Origin of the sequence: Nocardia brasiliensis, assembly GCF_042691675.1 — a bacterium.
In the GTDB taxonomy this organism is placed as follows: Bacteria; Actinomycetota; Actinomycetes; order Mycobacteriales; family Mycobacteriaceae; genus Nocardia; species Nocardia brasiliensis_D.
On sequence record NZ_CP170507.1, the window covers coordinates 7,796,362 to 7,816,207 of the forward strand.

General features: G+C 69.9%; 1 protein-coding gene (cut by both window edges). It reads right to left on the reverse strand.

This entire window lies inside a single protein-coding gene on the reverse strand: locus ACFK0J_RS35930, encoding a non-ribosomal peptide synthase/polyketide synthase (RefSeq protein ID WP_378734148.1). The 44,127-nt coding sequence extends 13,982 nt beyond the window's left edge and 10,299 nt beyond its right edge, so the window shows coding positions 10,300-30,145 (codon 3,434, complete, through codon 10,049, partial); the first complete codon in reading order (the gene reads right to left) occupies positions 19,844 to 19,846. The start codon and the stop codon both lie outside this window.

A 19,846-nucleotide genomic window follows, 5' to 3' on the forward strand; every position in this document is an offset into this window, starting at 1 on the left:
TGACCAGATCACCGGTGCGGTACATGCGTTCGCCGTCCGCGCCGAACGGGTTGGCCACGAACCGATCCGCGGTCAATTCCGGCCGCGCGACATAACCGCGGGCCAGCTGGACACCCGCGAGGTACAGCTCACCCGCGACACCCACCGGCACCGGGTGCAGACGCGAATCCAGCACGTACACCTGGGTGTTGAACACCGGGGCACCGATCGGCACGGACACGGTGTCGGCTTCGGTCACCTCGTGGAAGGTGACGTCGACCGCGGCCTCGGTCGGGCCGTACAGGTTGTGCAGGCGCGCACCGGTCAGTTCCTGCATCCGCTGCGCGGTGGCGGCGGGCAGTGCCTCACCGGAGGCGAAAACGTGGATCAGGCTGGTGCATTCGTCCGCGCGCTGCTCGGCGACGAACACCGACAGCATCGACGGCACGAAGTGCGCGGTGGTGACCTCTTCGGTGGTGATGACCTGGATCAGGTAGCCGGGATCGCGATGGCCGTCCGGCTTCGCGACCACCAGGCGGGCACCGATCTGCAAGGGCCAGAAGAACTCCCACACCGACACGTCGAAGGTGGCCGGAGTCTTCTGCAACACCACATCGGTGCCGTCCAAGCCGTACTCGGCCTGCATCCACACCAGACGGTTGACGATCGCCGCATGGCTGACCGCCACACCCTTCGGGCGGCCGGTCGAACCGGAGGTGAAGATCACGTACGCGGTGTTCGACGGACGCAGCGGCGCACGACGATCCGTGTCGAGCACCGGGGCATCCGAGTACTTCGACAGCTCGATCCGGTCGATCTCGACGACGGCGGTCTTCCCCGCGTCGAACCCGTCCCGCGTGGTCGTCAGCACGCACACCGGCTCGGCGGTGTCGAGCACGTAGCGGGTGCGGTCGGCCGGATGATCCGGATCCAGCGGCACGTACGCACCACCGGCGACGCTGACCGCGTACATGCCGACGACCAGCTCGATCGACCGGCGCATACCGAGGGCGACCATGGAATCCGGGCCTACGCCCAGCGAGATGAGGTGGCGGGCAAGCCGGTTCACTCTCGTTGCGAACTCGGCATATGTCAGCGTCACGTAGTGACTCGATGAGGGGTGGTGGTCGGGCGACGGGTGGGCCAGACTTGTCCCCTCGAACGTCAACGCGGTCGCATCGGGTGTCCGGGCGACCTGTGCCTCGAACATCGACACCAGGGTCGCGGTGTCGTCCACCGGGTGCGCGGTGTCGTTCCAACGCGCGACCACCTGCGCGTGCTCGGCCGAATCCAGCAGCTCGACATCGCCGATCACCGCGGTCGGATCCGCGACCACGGCGGTCAGCAGCCGGACGAGGCGATCCGCGACGCCCGCGATCGTGTTCGCGTCGAACATATCGGTCGCGTAGGCGAATTCGGCGGTCATGCCGTCGGCGGAGCCCTCGGCATCGAGCCGGTCGGACAGGCTCAGGTGCAGGTCGAACTTGGCCGTCACCACGTCGAGTGGGACACCGGCGACCTCGAGACCGGGCAGCTCGAACGAGGCTTCCCCGGTGTTCTGGAACGACAGCATCACCTGGAACAGCGGGTGCCGCGCCTGCGAGCGGGCCGGGTTGAGGATCTCCACCAGTCGCTCGAACGGCAGGTCCGCGTGCCCGAAGGCGGCGAGGTCACGGTCCTTGGTGCGCGCGATCAGCTCGGCGAAGGGCTCGGCCGGGTCGACTGTGCTGCGCAGGACGAGCGTGTTGACGAACATGCCGATGGCGTCGTCGAGCACAGCCTCACCACGACCGGCCACGGCGGTGCCGATGGCGATGTCGTCGCTGCCGGACAACCGGGCCAGCAGGGCGGCGAACGCGGCGTGCACCACCATGAACAGGCTCGCGCCGTGCTGCCTGGCGAGTGCGTTCAGGTCCCGCACCAGTTGCGCGTCGAGCGAGAACTCGTAGACCCCACCGCGGTTCGACGCGATGGCGGGGCGCGAGCGGTCCGACGGCAGGTCCAGCTGGTCGGGCAGCCCGGCCAGGCTGTCGGACCAGTAGGCGACCTGCTGGGCGATCAGCGAGGTCGGATCGTCCTCGGAGCCAAGGGTTTCCCGCTGCCACAGCGCGTAGTCGGCGTACTGCACCGGCAACGGCGCCCAGGCCGGGGCCTCGCCGCGCGAGCGGGCCGCGTAGGCCACCATCACGTCGCGAGCCAGTGGCCGTACCGACCAGCCGTCGCCCGAGATGTGGTGCACCACGAACACCAGCACATGGGTGTCGGGCTGCGAGCCGTCCATCGAGCCCGCGACGCGGAACAGCTGGGCCCGCACCGGCACCTCGGTGGTGACGTCGAAGCCGGTCAGCACCAATTGGCTGACGCGGTCCTGGATTTCGGTCTCGGACACCTCGATCGGGGTCAGCTCGATTTCCTGCCCGGCGGGCAGCACGACCTGAACACCTTGGCCGTCGGCGGTTTCCGGGTAGACGGTGCGCAGCACCTCGTGCCGGTCGACCACGTCGGCGACGGCCCTGGCCAGCGCGTCGGTGTCGAGCGAGCCGGTCAGCCGGACGGCGAGCGGGATGTTGTTGACCGCGGTCTGGTTGTCGAACCGGTTGAGGAACCACATCCGCTGCTGCGCCAGCGACAACGGAATGCGGGCGGGACGCGGGCCGGCGACGAGTTCGCGGCGGCGCCCGGTGCCCTGGTGTGCTTCCATCCGCGCGGCCAGCGCGGCGACCGTCGGCGCCTCGAACAGCATCCGCACCGGGATGCGGGTGTCCAGCGCGGCACCGAGACGGGCAACCACCTGGGTGGCGATGAGCGAGTTGCCGCCCAGCTCGAAGAAGTCGTCGTCCAGGCCGACGGCACGCTCGCCGTCGGTGTCGGTGAGGCCGAGCACCTCGGCGAAGGTGTTGGCCACGATCTCTTCGACCGGAGTGGACGGTGCGCGGAATTCCCGTGCCTCGAACGCGGGTTCGGGCAGCGCGCGCCGATCCAGCTTGCCGTTCGGGTTGAGTGGCATGGCGTCGAGCACCACGATCGCGGCGGGCACCATGTACGACGGCAGTCGCGCGGCCAGGTGCGTCCGGAGCGCGTCGACGTCCACCGTCGCGCCGCCGACCGGCACGACATAGCCGACCAACTGGTCGCCGGTGTGCGCGTCCGAGCGCACCATGGCGACGGACTGAGCCACCGAATCGTGTGCGGCGAGCGCGGTTTCGATCTCGCCGAGCTCGATCCGCAGGCCGCGCAGCTTCACCTGGAAGTCGGTGCGGCCGATGTATTCGATGGCGCCGGTGTGGTCGCGGGTGACGAGGTCACCGGTGCGGTACATCCGGGCGCCCGGCGCACCGAACGGGTTGGCCACGAAGCGATCCGAGGTCAGGTCGGCGCGGCCGAAGTAGCCACGCGCCAACTGCGCGCCCGCGAGGTACAGCTCGCCCGCGACACCAGGCGGCACCGGGTGCAGGCGTGCGTCGAGCACGTAAGCCTGAGCGTTCCAGACCGGCAGGCCGATCGGCACCGCACCCGCCACCTCGTCGGCGACGGGGCTGTGCGTGGCGTGCACGGTGAATTCCGTTGGGCCGTACAAATTGAATAGCTGCAGCGCGGAGCGCTTCGATGAGGGGCGGTGGTCGGGCGACGGGTGGGCCAGCTCGGCCGAGGTGACCCGGCGGATGGCCTCGACCGCTTCGGCGGTGAAGGCCTCACCGGCGACGAACAGCGTCCGCAGCGACGCGAGCGCGGCGCTGCCGCCGGTCGCGTCCACGTTTCCGGCGAAGACGGTGAGCATCGACGGCACGAACGAGGTCATGGTGACGCGTTCGGCCGCGATCACGTCCGCGAGGTACTGCGGGTCGCGATGCCCGTCGGCACTGGCGACCACGATGCGGCCACCGGTGGTCATCGGGCCGAACAGCTCCCACACCGACACGTCGAAGGTGGCGGGCGTCTTGAACAGCACCACGTCGTCGGCGCCGATGCCGTATTCGCCGGTGATCCAGCGGATCTGGTTGACGACGGCGGAGTGCGGCACCGCGACACCCTTCGGGCGCCCGGTGGAGCCGGACGTGAAGATCACATACGCCGGGTGGTCCGGCCGCAGCGGCGCGATCCGTTCGGCGTCGGTCACCGGGGCGTCCGAGTAGCTGGACAGATCCAGCTCATCGATCGAGAGGGTAATCCGGCCGTCCGCGTCGAAACCGTCGCGGGAGGTGGTCAGCACGCATACCGGATCGGCCGATTCGAGCACGTAGTTCACTCGGTCGGCGGGCTGGTCGAGGTCGAGCGGCACGTAGCCACCACCGGCCTCCTGCACCGCGTAGGCGGCGACGACCAGGTCCACCGAGCGCCGCAGACCCAGCGCGACCAAAGTCTCCGGGCCGACCCCTGCCTCGATCAGCTTGCGCGCCAATCGGTGCACGCGGGCACCGAATTCGGCGTAGGTCAAGGAGTTTCCGGTTGCCGGATCGATCACCGCGACCGCGTCCGGGGTGGACCGCACCTGGGCGGCGAACTCGGCGACCAGGGTGGTCGGTGCGCCGAGGTCACGGTCGGTGTCGTTCCAGCCGCGCAGCGCCTGCTCGGTCTCCCGCTCGTCCAGCAGCGTGATATCGCCGATCGGCCGATCCGGTTCGGCCGCAAGAGCCTTCAGCAGCCGGTTGAACCGCTGCCCCAGCTCGGCCATCGTGTCCGGGTCGAAAAGGTCGGTGGCGTAGATGAACTCGGCACTGATGCCGGCCGGGGCCGCGCCCGCGCCGTTGGCGGGCTGGCCGGTGTTCTTCTCCGACAGCGTCAGCTGCAGGTCGAATTTGGCGGTGTCGATCGGCAGTTCGACCCCGCTGACCGTCAATCCGGGCAGCTCGAGACTGTTCTGGCCGAGGTTCTGGAACGACAGCATCACCTGGAACAGCGGATGCCGCGCCTGCGATCGCGCGGGGTTCAGGATCTCGACCAACCGCTCGAACGGCAGGTCCGCGTGCCCGAACGCGGCGATGTCGGTGGCCCGCACCGTTCGCAGCAGATCGGTGAAGGTCGCGCCGGCGTCGATCGGGGTCCGCAGCACCAGGGTGTTGACGAACATGCCGATCAGATCGTCGAGGGCGCGCTCGCCACGACCGGCGACCGGCGTGCCGATGGCAATATCGCTCTCCCCCGACAGGCGCGACAGCAGCACGGCCAGCGCGGTGTGCGTGACCATGAACAGCGTGGCGCCCCTGGTGCGGGCGAGTTCGGTGAGCCTGGCGTGGGTTTCGGCGTCGATCTCGAACTCGTGCGTAGCGCCGCGCCCGGAGGCGACCGCGGGCCGCGGCCGGTCGGCGGGCAGGTCGAGCTGATCGGGCAGTCCGGCCAGCGAGTTCGACCAGTACGCGATCTGCTGGGCGATCACCGATTCCGGGTCGTCCTCGTCGCCGAGTACCGCGCGCTGCCACAGCGCGAAGTCGGCGTACTGGACTTCCAGTGGCCGCCAGGCGGGTTCGCCGCCTTCGACGCGAGCGCCGTAGGCAGTCATCACATCTCGGGTCAGCGGGCCCATGGAGAAGCCGTCGGCCGAGATGTGGTGCACCACCAGGGCGAGCACGTGCTCGGTGGGGCTGATCTCGAACAGCCGAGCCCGGAACGGCACCTCGGTGGTGACGTCGAACGCGGTCAGCACCAGCTCGGAAAGCCGTTGCGGCAGTTCGGCCTCGGTCACCTCGAAGGGCGCGAGGTCCGGGATCACCTTGGCGGTCGGGACGGTCTGCTGGTGGGCAGCGCCGTCGACCTCCGGGTAGAAGGTGCGCAGCGACTCGTGCCTGGCCAGCACGTCGGCAACGGCGATCTGCAGGGCCTGCCGGTCCAGCAGACCGGACAGCCGCACCGCGGCCGGAATGTTGTCCACCGCCGAGTCCGGATCGAAGCGGTTGAGGAACCACATGCGCTGCTGAGCCAGCGACAGCGGCACCAGTTCGGGCCGCTGCTGCGGCACCAGCGCCGCGCGGGCACCGGCACCGGCGTGGGTCTCCGCGCGGGCCGCGAGCGCGACCACCGTGGACGCCTCGAACAGCTCGCGCACCCCGAGATCGGTGTCCAGCGCGGCGGACAGCCGCGCGGCGACCTGGGTCGCGGTGAGCGAGTTGCCGCCGAGCGCGAAGAAATCGTCGTCCAAGCCGACCCGTTCCAGGCCGAGCACCTCGGCGAAGGTGGCCGCGACGATCTCCTCCACCGGCGTCGTCGGCGCGCGGAACACCGCGGCCTCGAACACCGGCGCGGGCAGCGCCTTGCGATCCAGCTTGCCGGAGGCGTTGAGCGGGAACTCGTCCAGCACGATCACCACGGACGGAACCATGTAGGCGGGCAACCGCTCCGCCAGGTCCTCGCGCAGCAGCTCGGTGTCCACCCGGACATTCGGCGCGCCGATGACATAGGCGACGAGCTGGTCGCCGGTGTGCTGGTCGCCGCGGACCACCACGACCGACTGGGCGACCTCGTCCAGCGCGGTGAGCGCGGCCTCGATCTCGCCGAGCTCGATCCGCAGACCACGCAGTTTCACCTGGAAGTCGGTGCGGCCCAAGTACTCCAGCTCACCAGTTGCAGTCCATTGCACCAGGTCCCCGGTGCGGTACATCCGCTCGCCTACAGCGCCGTAGGGGTTGGCCACGAATCGGTCGCTGGTCAGATCCGGACGCGCGACATAACCGCGCGCCAGCTGGGTGCCGCCCAGATACAGCTCACCCGCGACACCGACCGGAACCGGCCGCAGCCGCGAATCCAGCACGTACACCTGGGTGTTGTAGACCGGCGCGCCGATCGGGACGGTGTCGGTATCGGTGTCGACGACCTCGTGGAAGGTGACGTCGACCGCGGCCTCGGTCGGGCCGTACAGGTTGTGCAACGCGGCGCCGGTCAGCTCGCGCAGGCGGTGCGCGGGCTTGGGCGGCAGCGCCTCACCGGAGGCGAACACCAGGCGCAGCGAATCACACTGAGCCGCAGCGGCATCGGCCACGAACACGGCGAGCATCGACGGCACGAAGTGGGTGACGGTGATCCGCTCCGCGCTGATGACCTCGGCCAGGTACGCCGGATCCCGATGCCCGTCGGGCTTGGCCACGACCAGGCGGGCACCGATCTGCAACGGCCAGAAGAACTCCCACACCGACACGTCGAAGGTGGCGGGGGTCTTCTGCAGCACCGCGTCCGTGGCGTCCAACTCGTAAGCGGACTGCATCCACACCAGGCGGTTGACGATCGCCGCGTGCGAAACGCCGACGCCCTTGGGGCGGCCGGTGGAACCGGAAGTGAAGATCACGTACGCGGTGTTCGACGGCCGCAACGGGTCCCGGCGGTCCGCGTCGGTGATCTCGGCCTCGGACAGCCCGCTCAGATCGAGCAGATCGATCCGCACCTGCGCGGTATCGATGTCGAGGTCGCTACCCGAGGTGAGCACGCACACCGGATCGGCCGTGGCCAGAATGTATTCGGTGCGCTCGGCCGGATGATCCGGATCCAGCGGCACATAGGCGCCACCGGCGACCGCGACCGCGTACATGCCGACGACGAGATCGATCGAGCGCCGCATGCCGAGCGCCACATACGATTCCGCGCCGACGCCGCGCGCGATCAGCCAGCGCGCCAGCTGGTTCACCCGTCCGGCGAACTCGTCATATGTCAGCGTCGCGTAGCGACTCGATGAGGGGTGGTGGTCGGGCGACGGGTGGGCCAGACTTGTCCCGTCGAAGGTCAACGCGGTCGCGTCGGGCGTGCGCGCGGCCTGCTCGTAGAACATCGAGACCAGCGTCGCCGATGCGTCCACCTCGTGCGCGGTGTCGTTCCAGCCGGACACCACGAGCTCACGCTCGGCGGTGTCGAGCAGCTCGATATCACCAACCGGCACAGCGGGTTCGGTGGTGATCGCGGTCAGCACCCGGATCAGGCGATCGGCGATACGCCGCACGGTCTGCTCGTCGAACAGGTCGCGCAGGTAGCCCGCGCGGATCCGCAGTCGCGAGTCCAACTGCGCGATCAGCGTCAACGGGTAGTGCGTGGCATCGGCCGCGTCGAGACCGACGACCGCCATGCCATCGATATCCGCGGCGCGTTCCTGCAGGCCCTCGGCGTCCACCGGGTAGGACTCGAACACCACCAGCGTGTCGAACAGTCCACCGATACCGGCGGCGGACTGGATGTCCGCGAGACCGACGTAGTGGTGATCGAGCAGATCCGCCTGCTCGCCCTGGGTCCTGGCCAGCAGCTGCCGCGCGGACTCCGCCGGGTCGAAACGCACCCGCACCGGCACGGTGTTGATGAACAGGCCGACCATCGACTCCACGCCGGACAGGTCCGCGGGACGCCCGGACACCGTGGTGCCGAACAGCACGTCGTCGCGGCCGGTCATCCGGCCGATCAGGATGCCCCACGCCGTCTGCAGCACAGTATTCGGGGTGACACCCAGCGAACCGGCCAGCGCCGTGAGCCGTTCGGTCGCCGCCTCGTCGAGCTCGAAGAAGTATTCACCGGCGAGCGAGGTGATTTCGCGTCCCGCGTCCGGACGGGCCAGCAGCGTCGGCTCGGTGACACCGCGCAACGCCTCGGTCCACGCGGCCACCGAGGCCGAATGATCCTGCTGCGCGGTCCATTCCAGGAAGTGCCGGTAGGACCGCACGGCGGGCAGCACGCTGGTATCCGCGTGTGCCGCGTAGAGCACCAGCAGGTCCTGCATGAGCAGCGGCATCGACCAGCCGTCGAGCAGGATGTGATGGTTGGCCACCACGAACTGCCAGCGGTCGCGCGCCACCTGGATCAGGGTGAACCGGATCAGCGGCGGCTCGGCCAGATCGAAGCGCTCCGCGCGGTCCGCGGCGATCAGGTCATCGCCGTGGCCCTGCTCGATCCGGTCGTGCTCGGACCAGGCGACCCGGACGCTGTCCAGCACCACCTGCACCGGGCTGCCGTCGTGATCGGTGACGAACGCGGTGCGCAGGTTCTCGTAGCGGTCCACCAAAGCCTGTGCGGCCGAACGCAACCGAGCCGCGTCCACGCGGCCGGTGAGGGTCAGCACCGCCTGCGCGGTGTAGACGTCCACCGAGGTGGCGGCGAGCCTGGCGTGGAAGAGCAGACCGGCTTGCAGCGCCGACAGCGGCCAGATGTCGGCCAGGTTCGGGAAGCGCCGCTCCCAGCCGTCGATATCGCTCTGTGTTACCCCCCGCCCTCCGCCCAGCGGACTGCGCACCAGCGCGAAGTCGGACGGGGTGTGCCCGCCCGCGCCGGTCGAATTGGCGTGCCGGGCAACCGCTTCCAGCGCGGTGGTCCACAGTTCACCGAATTCGCGGACGGCGGCGGCGTCGAGCAGCGTCGATGGGTAGCCGATATTCGCGGTCAGCTTGTCGCCGGTCACGATCGCGTTGATATCCAGCGGCGCCATCGCGGGCATGTCCGCGTCGTAGGCCCCAGCCAGTGCGCCCATTTCGGCGGCCGGGATCCAGCCGAAGCCGCGCAGCGACTCCGGCACATCGCCCTCGGAGACGCGGCCGAGGTAGTTGAAGCTCACCTGGCCGGGCAGCTCCACCGGCAACTCGGCGGCGGTCTCGGGGTTCAGGTAGCGCAGCAGGCCGTAACCGATGCCCTTGTCCGGCACCGCGAGCAGCTGCTCCTTGATCGCCTTGACCGCCTGGCCGAGCGCGGGTCCACCGGCCAGCGCGGCATCGATGTCGATGCCGGACAGGTCGAAGCGGACCGGGAAGATCGCGGTGAACCAGCCGACGGTGCGGGACAGATCCGCGCCGGGCACGATGTCCTCTTCGCGGCCGTGGCCCTCCAGGCGGATCAGCAGCGAATCGTCGCCGCGGGTACCGGCCCTGCGCGCCCGCCATTTCGCGGTGGCCAGGGTCAGCGCGGTGAGCAGGCCGTCGTTCACGCCGCCGTGGAACAGCGCGGGCACTTTGGTCAGCAGGGCCTTGGTGACCTCGGCGGACACCTCGACCTGAAGCTTCTCGATGACACCCGAGGTGTCGACCGCCGGATCCATCGGACGCTCGGTCAGCAGCGGGTCGGCCGCGTCGACCACCGAACGCCAGTGGTCGAGTTCGGCGACCCGCTCGGCACTGCGCGCCTCCCGTTCGAGTGCGTGTGCCCAGGCGCGCATCGAGGTGGCCGGCGCGACCAGCTCGGGTTGCTGCCCGGCGGTGCGCTGGCCCCAGGCCGCGACGAAGTCGGGCACCAGGATGCGCCAGGAGACACCGTCGACCACCAGGTGGTGTCCGACGACGATCAGGCGCCCGGCCCGGTCGCTGCTCGACGGCTCCAGCCACACGAACCGAATGACCACGCCCGCGGCGGGATCCAGTCGATCGAGGGACGAATCCACTGCCGCGCTGGCGATCTCGAGCAACTCGGCGTCGTCGACACCGGCGTCGAAGGTGGTGTGATCGATCAACGCGTCCACGTCGACCGTTCCCGCGGCGGCGGTTTCGAGGATCCACTCCCCGTCGACCTCGCGCAGGCTGGCCCGCAGCATGTCGTGCCGGTCGATGACCGCCCCGACGGTCGCGACGATGCCCGCTCGGTCGATGCCGACCGGCAGCTCCAGCGCGAGGGTCTGGTTGAACCGGCGGAACGAGCCGCGCCGCTCCGCCATGAACCGCACGACCGGGGTGAGCGGCATGGTGCCGACCCCACCACCGGGCAGCTCGGCGAGCACCACCGCCGAAGCCGCGGCGGCGTCGGCGGTCTCGGCGACCGCGGCCAGCCCGGCCACGGTGCGCTGCTCGAAGACGTGTCGCGGCGTGAACACCACGCCGCGCGCCTTGGCCCGCGACACCAGCTGGATGGAGACGATGCTGTCGCCGCCGAGGGCGAAGAACGAATCGTCGACACCGACCCGCTCCACGCCGAGCACCTCGGCGAAGACCTCGGCGATGGTCTGCTCGACCGGCGTGCGCGGCGCCCGGAACACGACCTCGGTCGCGAACACCGGCTCCGGCAACGCCTTTCGGTCCAGCTTGCCCACCGGGGTCAGCGGGACGCGGTCGATCACCATGATCGAGGACGGCACCATGTACGCGGGCAACCGCTCCTCGACGTGACCGGTCAAGGCGGCCACATCGATCGACCGGCCCGGTGCGGCAACGACATAGGACACCAGTGAGGTGGCACCTGCGGAACTCTTGTGGCCGACGGTGACCGCGAAGTCGACCGACGCGTGCGCCGCGAGCGCCGCGTCGATCTCGCCGAGCTCGATGCGGAAACCGCGCACCTTCACCTGGAAATCGGACCGGCCGACGTATTCGACCGCTCCGGTGCGGGTCCAGCGGACCACGTCACCCGTGCGGTACATCCGCGCACCCGGGACAGCCGGATTGGCCACGAACCGTTCGGCGGACAGCCCCGGCCGCGCGTGATAGCCGCGGGCCAACTGGATGCCCGACAGATAGAGCTCACCCGCGACACCCACCGGCACGGGCCGGAGCTGGGCGTCCAGGATCAGCGACTGCATGCCGCGGGTCGGCCCACCGATGGTGACCAGATCGCCCGGCGTCAGCGGGTCGCTGATGTTGGTCATGATGGTGGTCTCGGTCGGGCCGTAACCGTTGTGGAAGCGTCGCCCCGAACCGTCCGGCGCGCCACCCCACTTGGTGACCAGATCGGCCGGGACAGCCTCACCACCGGCCACGATCACCCGCATGTCGGCCAGCGCAGCCGGATCCAGCGAGGCGAGCACCGACGGGGTGATGAACGCGTGCGTGACGCGCTCGGTGCGGATCAGCTCGGCCAGTTCCTCGCCGCCGTACACGCCGGGCGGGCAGACGACCAGGGTGCCGCCGCGGCCGATCGCGAGCAGGAACTCGAGGATCGAGGCGTCGAAGCTCGGCGACGCGAAATGCAATGCGCGCGTGTTCGAGTCGACGTCGTAACGAGCGTTCTGCTCGTCCCGGAAGTTGGCGAGACCGGCATGGGTGACCACGACGCCCTTGGGGACACCGGTGGAACCGGAGGTGTAGATGACATAGGCCGGGTGTTCCGGGCGCACCGGCCGCACGCGATCGGCATCGGTGATCGCGGCGGCGTCGAATCCGGTCAGCTCCAGCTCGTCGAGCACCAGCCATTCGACCGAGTCCGGCAGGTCGGCGCGGACCGAGGTCACGGTCAGGCCGACCGGGGAGCCCGAATCGGTGACCATGTGCGCGATGCGGTCGGCCGGGTAGGTCGGGTCGATCGGCACGAAGGCGGCACCGGACTTGGCGACCGCCCATTCGGCGAAGTAGGAGTCGTCCGAGCGGGGCACGGCGACCGCGACCAGATCCTCGGTGCCGAGCCCACGCTCGATCAGCAAGCGCGCCAAGCGGTTCGAGCGTTCGTCCAGCTCGCCGTAGGACAGACTGCGCCCCTGGAACACGACGGCGGGTGCCGTCGGGTCGATGGCGGCCGCCTCGGCGATCAGCTCCGGCAGTGTCCGCGCCGGTGTGGCCTGCTCGCCGAAGCGGGCGGTCAGATCGGCTCGCTCAGCGGCGTCGAGCACGTCGATCTGGCCGACCGCGATCGCCGGGTTCGCGGCAATGGCCTCGAGCACCCGCTGCCAGCGCTGCGCGATCTCCGCGGCGGTCGACTCGTCGAACAGGTCCGTGGCGTACGTGAGCGCCAAAGCCATTCCGGCCGTGCCGGGTTCGCCCTGCTCCGACAGCGTGAACTGCAGATCGAAGCGGGCGACGTTCTCTTCGAGGTCCAGTGCGGACACCGAGAGACCGGGCAGCTCCAGGGTGGTGCGATCCAAGTTCTGGAAGGCCAGCATCACCTGGAACAGCGGGTTGCGTGCCTGCGAGCGTTCCGGTGCCAGCAGTTCCACCAGCCGCTCGAACGGCACGTCGGCATTGCCGTACGCGTCCAGGTCGGTGCGGCGCACCTGATCGACCAATTCGGTGAACGATCCGGCGGCGTCGATCCCGGTGCGCAGCACCAGGGTGTTGACGAACATGCCGACCAGATCGTCGAGGGCCTGCTCGCCGCGGCCCGCGATCGGTGTGCCGACCGCGATATCGTCCGCACCGGACAGCCGCGACAGCAGCACGGCGAGCGCACTGTGCATCACCATGAACAGCGACGCACCGCGTTGCCGGGCAATGTCTTCCAGCGCGGCGATCAGGTCGGCGGGCAGCTCGCGGTGCAGCGTCGCGCCGCGCAGCGAGGCGACCGGGGGACGCGGGCGGTCGGCGGGCAGGGTCAGCTCGTCCGGGATACCGTCGAGCACCCGCTGCCAGTGCGCCACCTGGCGCGCCATCAGCGATTCCGGATCGTCCTCGGCGCCGAGGACTTCCCGCTGCCAGACCGCGAAGTCGGCGTACTGCACCGCCAGCGGTGCCCAGCCGGGCGCGCTGCCCTGGGTGCGCGCCGAGTAGGCGAGCATCACGTCGCGGGTCAGCGGCCCCATCGAGAAGCCGTCCGCCGCGATGTGATGCACCACGACGACCAGCACGTGCTCGTCCGGGCCCGCGCTGTAGAGCCGGGTGCGCAGCGGAACCTGTTCGGCCACATCGAATCCGGTGGTGACGAAGTCGGTCACCACGGCGGTCAGTTCGGCCGGATCCACCTGTACCGGATGCAGGTCGAGCGCGATGTTCTCGGCGGGCACTATCACCTGGACCGGGGTGCCGCCGTGCTCCGGGTAGCGGGTGCGCAGCGATTCGTGCCTGCGCACCACGTCGGCCACCGCCAGCCGCAGCGCGGCCACGTCGAGGGCGCCGGTCAGCCGGATGGCGATCGGCAGGTTGTAGGCCGCCGATGAGGTGTCGTACTTGTTCAGGAACCACATCCGCTGCTGCGCGAACGACAGCGGCACCAGTTCGTCGGCCGACCGGGGACGGGCGACGAGGCGGGCCCGTGCGGCGCCGTCGGCATGCGATTCCACCCGTGCGGCGAGGGCCGCCACGGTCGGTGCCTCGAACAGCGCGCGCACCTCGACCGTGGTGCCGAGCGCGGCACCGATGCGGGACACCACCCGGGTGGCGATGAGCGAGTTGCCGCCCAGTTCGAAGAAGTCGTCGTCGACGCCGACCCTCGGCAGGTCGAGGACTTCGGCGAACACCGCTGCCACCGTCTCCTGGACCGGGGTGACCGGTGCGCGGAAGGACCGGGCCTGCACGGCCGGGGCGGGCAGGGCGCGTCGATCGAGCTTTCCGTTGACGGTCAACGGAATCCACTCGAGCCGCACCAGCGCCGAGGGCACCATGTAGGACGGCAGCCGCTCGGCGGCACCGTCGCGGACCTGATCGAGCACCGGGACGACGTCGGGTTCGGCGACCACGTAGGCCACGATCCGCTGGTCGCCCGGCTGGTCCTCGCGCACGATGACCGCGGCCTGGGCGATGCCGGGCTGGGCCAGGATGGCGGACTCGATCTCGCCGAGTTCGATGCGGAAGCCGCGGACCTTCACCTGATCGTCGGCGCGGCCCAGGTATTCGAGCTCACCGAAGCGGTTCCAGCGCGCGAGGTCGCCGGAGCGGTACAGGCGCGAGCCCGCCGCGTCGGTGCCGCCGAGTGGGTTGGCGACGAACCGGGTGGCGGACAGGTCGGGGCGGCCGAGGTAGCCGCGGGCCAATTGCGGTCCCGCCACATACATTTCGCCCGCGACACCGACCGGAACCGGTCGCAGCCGGTTGTCGAGCACGTACACCCGCAGGCCCGCGATCGCGCGACCGACCACGCTGCCGGAGGCGGCCGCGATGGTCGCGGCGTCCAGCGCGCGGTAGGACACGTGCACCGTGGTCTCGGTGATGCCGTACATGTTCACCAGCAGCGGCGCCGAATCACCGTGGCGGGCAACCCAATCCGAGAGCCTGCGCAGCTCCAGGGCCTCGCCGCCGAACACCACGTAGCGCAGCGCGAGCGGCGCGGCGTCGGGTGCGGCATTGCGATCGGCTTCCGCCAGTTGGTAGAACGCGGACGGGGTCTGGTTGAGCACCGTGACCTGCTCGGCGCGCAGCAGTTCCAGGAACTGCTCCGGTGAGCGCGAGGTGTAGTAGTCGACCACCACGAGGGTGCCGCCGAACAGCAGCGGGCCCCACAGCTCCCACACCGAGAAGTCGAAGGCGTAGGAGTGGAACAGCGTCCACACGTCGTCGGGGCCGAAGCCGAAGTCGCGATCGGTGTTGGCGAACAGCCGCACCACATTCCGGTGCGCGACCGCGACACCCTTCGGGCGGCCGGTCGAACCGGAGGTGTAGATCACGTACGCGACATGGTCGGGCGAGAGCGCGGCATTGCGGTCGGCGTCGGTGATCGGCGCGTCGTCGGCGTCCTCGATATTGCCGGTCTCCACGGCGAAGCCGTCCAGCACGACGCTCGGCAGCTCCGCTGGCACCGTCACCTGGACAGTCGAATCCAGGATCACGCTGGTCGGCTGGGAATCCGCCAGCACGTAGGCGATGCGCTCCGCCGGGTAGGTCGGGTCGACCGGCACATAGCCCGCGCCCGTCTTCACCACCGCGACCAGCGCGACCACCAGGTCCAGCGAGCGCGGCAGGATCACCGCGACCAACGACTCCGGTCCGGCACCGTCCGCGATCAGCCTGCGCGCCAGCACGTTCGCGCGCCGGTCCAGCTCGGCATAGGTCAACTGCTCGACACCGAAGCGGGCTGCCGTGCGGTGCGGATGCGCGGCGACCGCCGCATCGAACAGCGCGACGAGCGTGGTCTCTGATTCGCCGAAAAGGCCCGCGCTGTATCCGCTGGTGGCGCTCCCGGTGCGCTCCGTGGTTACGCGGGCTGCCGCCTCCGCGCCCGTCGCTCGCGCCACGGCGTCCATCCCGGACGACACCCAGCGCTGCGACACGTCAAGGCGCTCGGCTTCACCGAGCAGATCGATATCGCCGACGGCGATCTCGGGGTCCTCGGCGATGGTCTGCAGCACGCGCACCAGCCGGTCGGCGAACGAGGCCACCGTCTCCGGATCGAACAGCTCGGTCGCGTAGTTCCACGACATGGTCAGCGCGCCGTCCGCGGCCTCCCCCACGGTCAGCTGGACGTCGAACTTGGCGGTGCCCGGGTCGAATTCGACGACATCGAGGTCGAGGCCGGGCAGCTGCACCGTGCCCATATCGACGGCCGAGGCCGCCTCGAAGGTCAGCGCGACCTGGAAGAGCGGGTGGTGTGCCTGCGAGCGGGCCGGGCTGATGACGTCCACCAGCCGCTCGAAGGGCACATCCGCGTTGCCGAACGCCGCCAGATCGGTCCGGCGTACCTGCTCGAGCAGTTCGCTGAACTTCGCGGCCGGATCGACCTCGCTGCGCAGGACCAGGGTGTTGACGAACATGCCGACCAGGTCGTCGAGCGCACGCTCGCCACGCCCGGCGATCGGGGTGCCGATGGCGATATCGGTGCTGTTGGACAGCCTGCCCGCCCACGCGGCCAGCGCGGCGTGCACGACCATGAACAGCGTCACGCCCCGGCGGCGCGCGAGCTCGGCCAGCGCGGTGTGCAGCTCGGCATCGATCGAGAAGCCGTGCGTGCCACCGGCATTGGAGGCGATCTCCGGACGCGGGCGGTCGGCGGGCAGTTCGATTTGATCGGGCAGATCACGCAGCTGCTTGACCCAGTAGGCGATCTGCTGGGCGGCAACCGATTCCGGATCGTGCTCGACACCGAGCACGTCGCGCTGCCAGAGCGCGTAGTCGGCGTACTGCACCTCGAGCGGTGCCCACGCGGGCGTTTCGCCACGGGTGCGCTCGCTGTAGGCGACGACCACGTCGCGCAGCAGCGGGCGCAGCGAGAAGCCGTCGGCGCTGATGTGGTGCATCACCAGCACCACCACGTGGTTGTGCTCGTCCAGGGCGAGCAGGCTTGCCCGGAACGCGATCTCGCGGGTCACGTCGAAGTGCACGCTCGCCAGCTCGACGATGCGCGCGGGCAGTTCGGTCTCGGTGACCGGCTCGGCGGCCAGCGTGAACGCGACCTCGGAGACTGGCAGGACGCGCTGGTAACCGGTGCCTTCCACCTCGGGGTACACGGTGCGCAGCGCCTCGTGGCGCGCCAGCACATCGCCGATCGCGGCGTTGAGCGCGTCGACATCGAGTTCGCCGGTGAGCCGGATGGCGACCGGGATGTTGTTGACCGCCGTGCGGTTGTCGAACCGGTTGAGGAACCACATCCGCTGCTGAGCCAGCGACAGCGGCACCAGCTCGGGGCGTTCCTGCGGCACCAGCGGCGCCCGGCCGCCCTGTCCCGCAGCCGATTCCACTCGCGCGGCCAGTGCGGCGACGCTCGACGCCTCGAACAGTGCGCGCACCGGGATCTGGGTGTCCAGCGCCTCGCCGAGGCGCGCCGCCACCTGGGTGGCGACCAGCGAGTTGCCGCCGAGCTCGAAGAAGTCGTCGTCCACGCCGACCCGCTCGACACCGAGCACCTCGGCGAAGGTGTCGGCGACGATCTCCTGCACCGGCGTGGTCGGTGCGCGGAACACCTTGGCCGCGAACGTCGGCTCGGGCAGTGCCTTGCGGTCCAGCTTGCCGGAGGGGTTGAGCGGGAACTCGTCGAGCTCCACATAGGCCGTCGGCACCATGTACGCGGGCAACCGGCTGCCGAGCGCGGCCTTGACCGTCTCGACGTCGAAGGCCCGGTCCGGATCCCCGACCACATAGGCGACCAGCTGGTCACCGGTGCGCTCGTCGGTGCGCACCAGCACGACCGCCTGCGCCACGGATTCCAGTGCGGTGAGCGCGTTCTCGATCTCGCCGAGCTCGATGCGCAGACCGCGCAGCTTCACCTGGAAGTCGGTGCGGCCCAGGTACTCCAGCTCGCCGTCCTCGGTCCAGGAGACCAGGTCGCCGGTGCGGTACATGCGCGCGGCATGGCCGAAGGGGTTGGCGACGAAGCGTTCGGTGGTCAGGTCGGGCCGGGCCACGTACCCGTGCGCCAGCTGGGCGCCCGCGAGGTACAGCTCGCCGGGCACGCCGACCGGCACCGGCCGCAGCCGCGAATCCAGCACGTAGACCTGGGTGTTGAAGACGGGTGCGCCGATCGGCACCGAGCTGGTGTCGGCCTCGGTCACCTCGTGGAAGGTGACGTCGACGGCGGCCTCGGTCGGGCCGTACAGGTTGTGCAGCCGGGCGCCGGTCAGCGCGCGGAGCCGCTGTGCGGTGACCGCGGGCAATGCCTCGCCGGAGGCGAAAACATTGCGCAGGCTGACGCATTCGGCCGCGCGCTCCTCGGCGACGAACACCGACAGCATCGACGGCACGAAATGCACCGTGGTGACGCGCTCTTCGACGATCAGCCGCGCCAGATAGGCGGGATCGCGGTGGCCGTCCGGCTTCGCGACGACCAGTCGCGCGCCGACCTGCAACGGCCAGAAGAACTCCCACACCGACACGTCGAAGGTCGCGGGCGTCTTCTGCAGCACCACGTCGTAGGCGGCAAGGCCGTACTCCGCGTGCATCCAGACCAGGCGGTTGACGATGGCCGCGTGCGAGACCGCGACACCCTTCGGGCGACCGGTCGAGCCGGACGTGAAGATCACGTAGGCGGTATTGGCCGGGCGCAGCGGCTTGTGCCGATCCGCGTCGGTCAGCGGCGCGTCGGAGAACTCCGACAGGTCGAGCTGATCGATGCGTACCTGCCGGGACGCCGTGGTCGCCAGATCGGTGCCGGAGGTCAGCACGCACACCGGGCGCGCGGTCTCCAGAATGTATTCGGTGCGGTCGGCCGGATGATCCGGATCCAGCGGCACGTACGCACCACCGGCGGCGTTCACCGCGTACATACCGACGACCAGCTCGATCGAGCGCCGCATGCCGAGTGCGACATACGATTCCGGCCCGACGCCGTTCTGCTTCAGCCAGCGCGCCAGTCGATGCACCCGCCCGGCGAACTCAGCGTATGTCAGCGTCACGTAGTGACTCGATGAGGGGTGGTGGTCGGGCGACGGGTGGGCCAGACTTGTCCCCTCGAAGGTGACCGCGTCCGCTTCCGGCGTGCGCGCGACCTGCGCCTCGAACAGCGAAACCAGTGTCGCGGCGGCATCGCCCACCGGCGAGGTCAGCGCCGCGTCGACCGGGAATTCGGTGTCGTTCCACCGCTCGACCACCAGCGCACGCTCGGCCCCGTCCAGCAGCTCGATATCGCCCACCGCCGCGGTCGGTTCGGCGGCGACGCCACCGAGCACCCGAAGGAACCGCTCGGCAAAGGTATTCGCGAACGCGGCGTCGAAAAGGTCGGTGGCGTAGAGGAGTTCGGCGTCCATCGCCGCCTCGGCGTTCGACCCCGACTGATCGGGCACCTCGCTCAGCGTGAGCTGCAGGTCGAACTTCGCGGTCGGCTGGTCGATGCCGAGCTCGGACACCGTGAGTCCGGGCAGCTCGAGCGACGCACGACCCAGGTTCTGGAACGACAGCATCACCTGGAACAGCGGATGCCGCGCCTGCGAGCGGGCCGGGTTGAGCACCTCGACCAGCCGCTCGAACGGCACGTCGGCATGCGCGAAGGCCTGCAGGTCGCGCTCACGCACCTGGGCGAGCAGGTCGGTGAACGACGCGTCGGTGTCGACCTGGGCGCGCAACACCAGCGTGTTGACGAACATGCCGACCAGGTCGTCGAGCGCCTGCTCGCCACGACCCGCCACCGGAATGCCGATTGCGATGTCGTCCGAACCGCTCAGTCGGGCGAGCAGTGCCGCGAAGGCGCTGTGCACCACCATGAACAGCGTGGTGCCGTGCGCGTGCGCGACCCGGTTCAGCTCATCGATCAGCTCGCCGGGCACCCGGAAGCGGTGTGTCCCGGCCTGATACGACGCGATCGCGGGCCGGGGACGCCCGGCCAGCCGCAGTTCGTCGGGCAGACCGGCGAGAGCGCGGCGCCAGTAGTCGAGCTGTTCGGAAATCAGCGAGGTGGGATCGTCCTCGGACCCGAGCGTTTCCCGCTG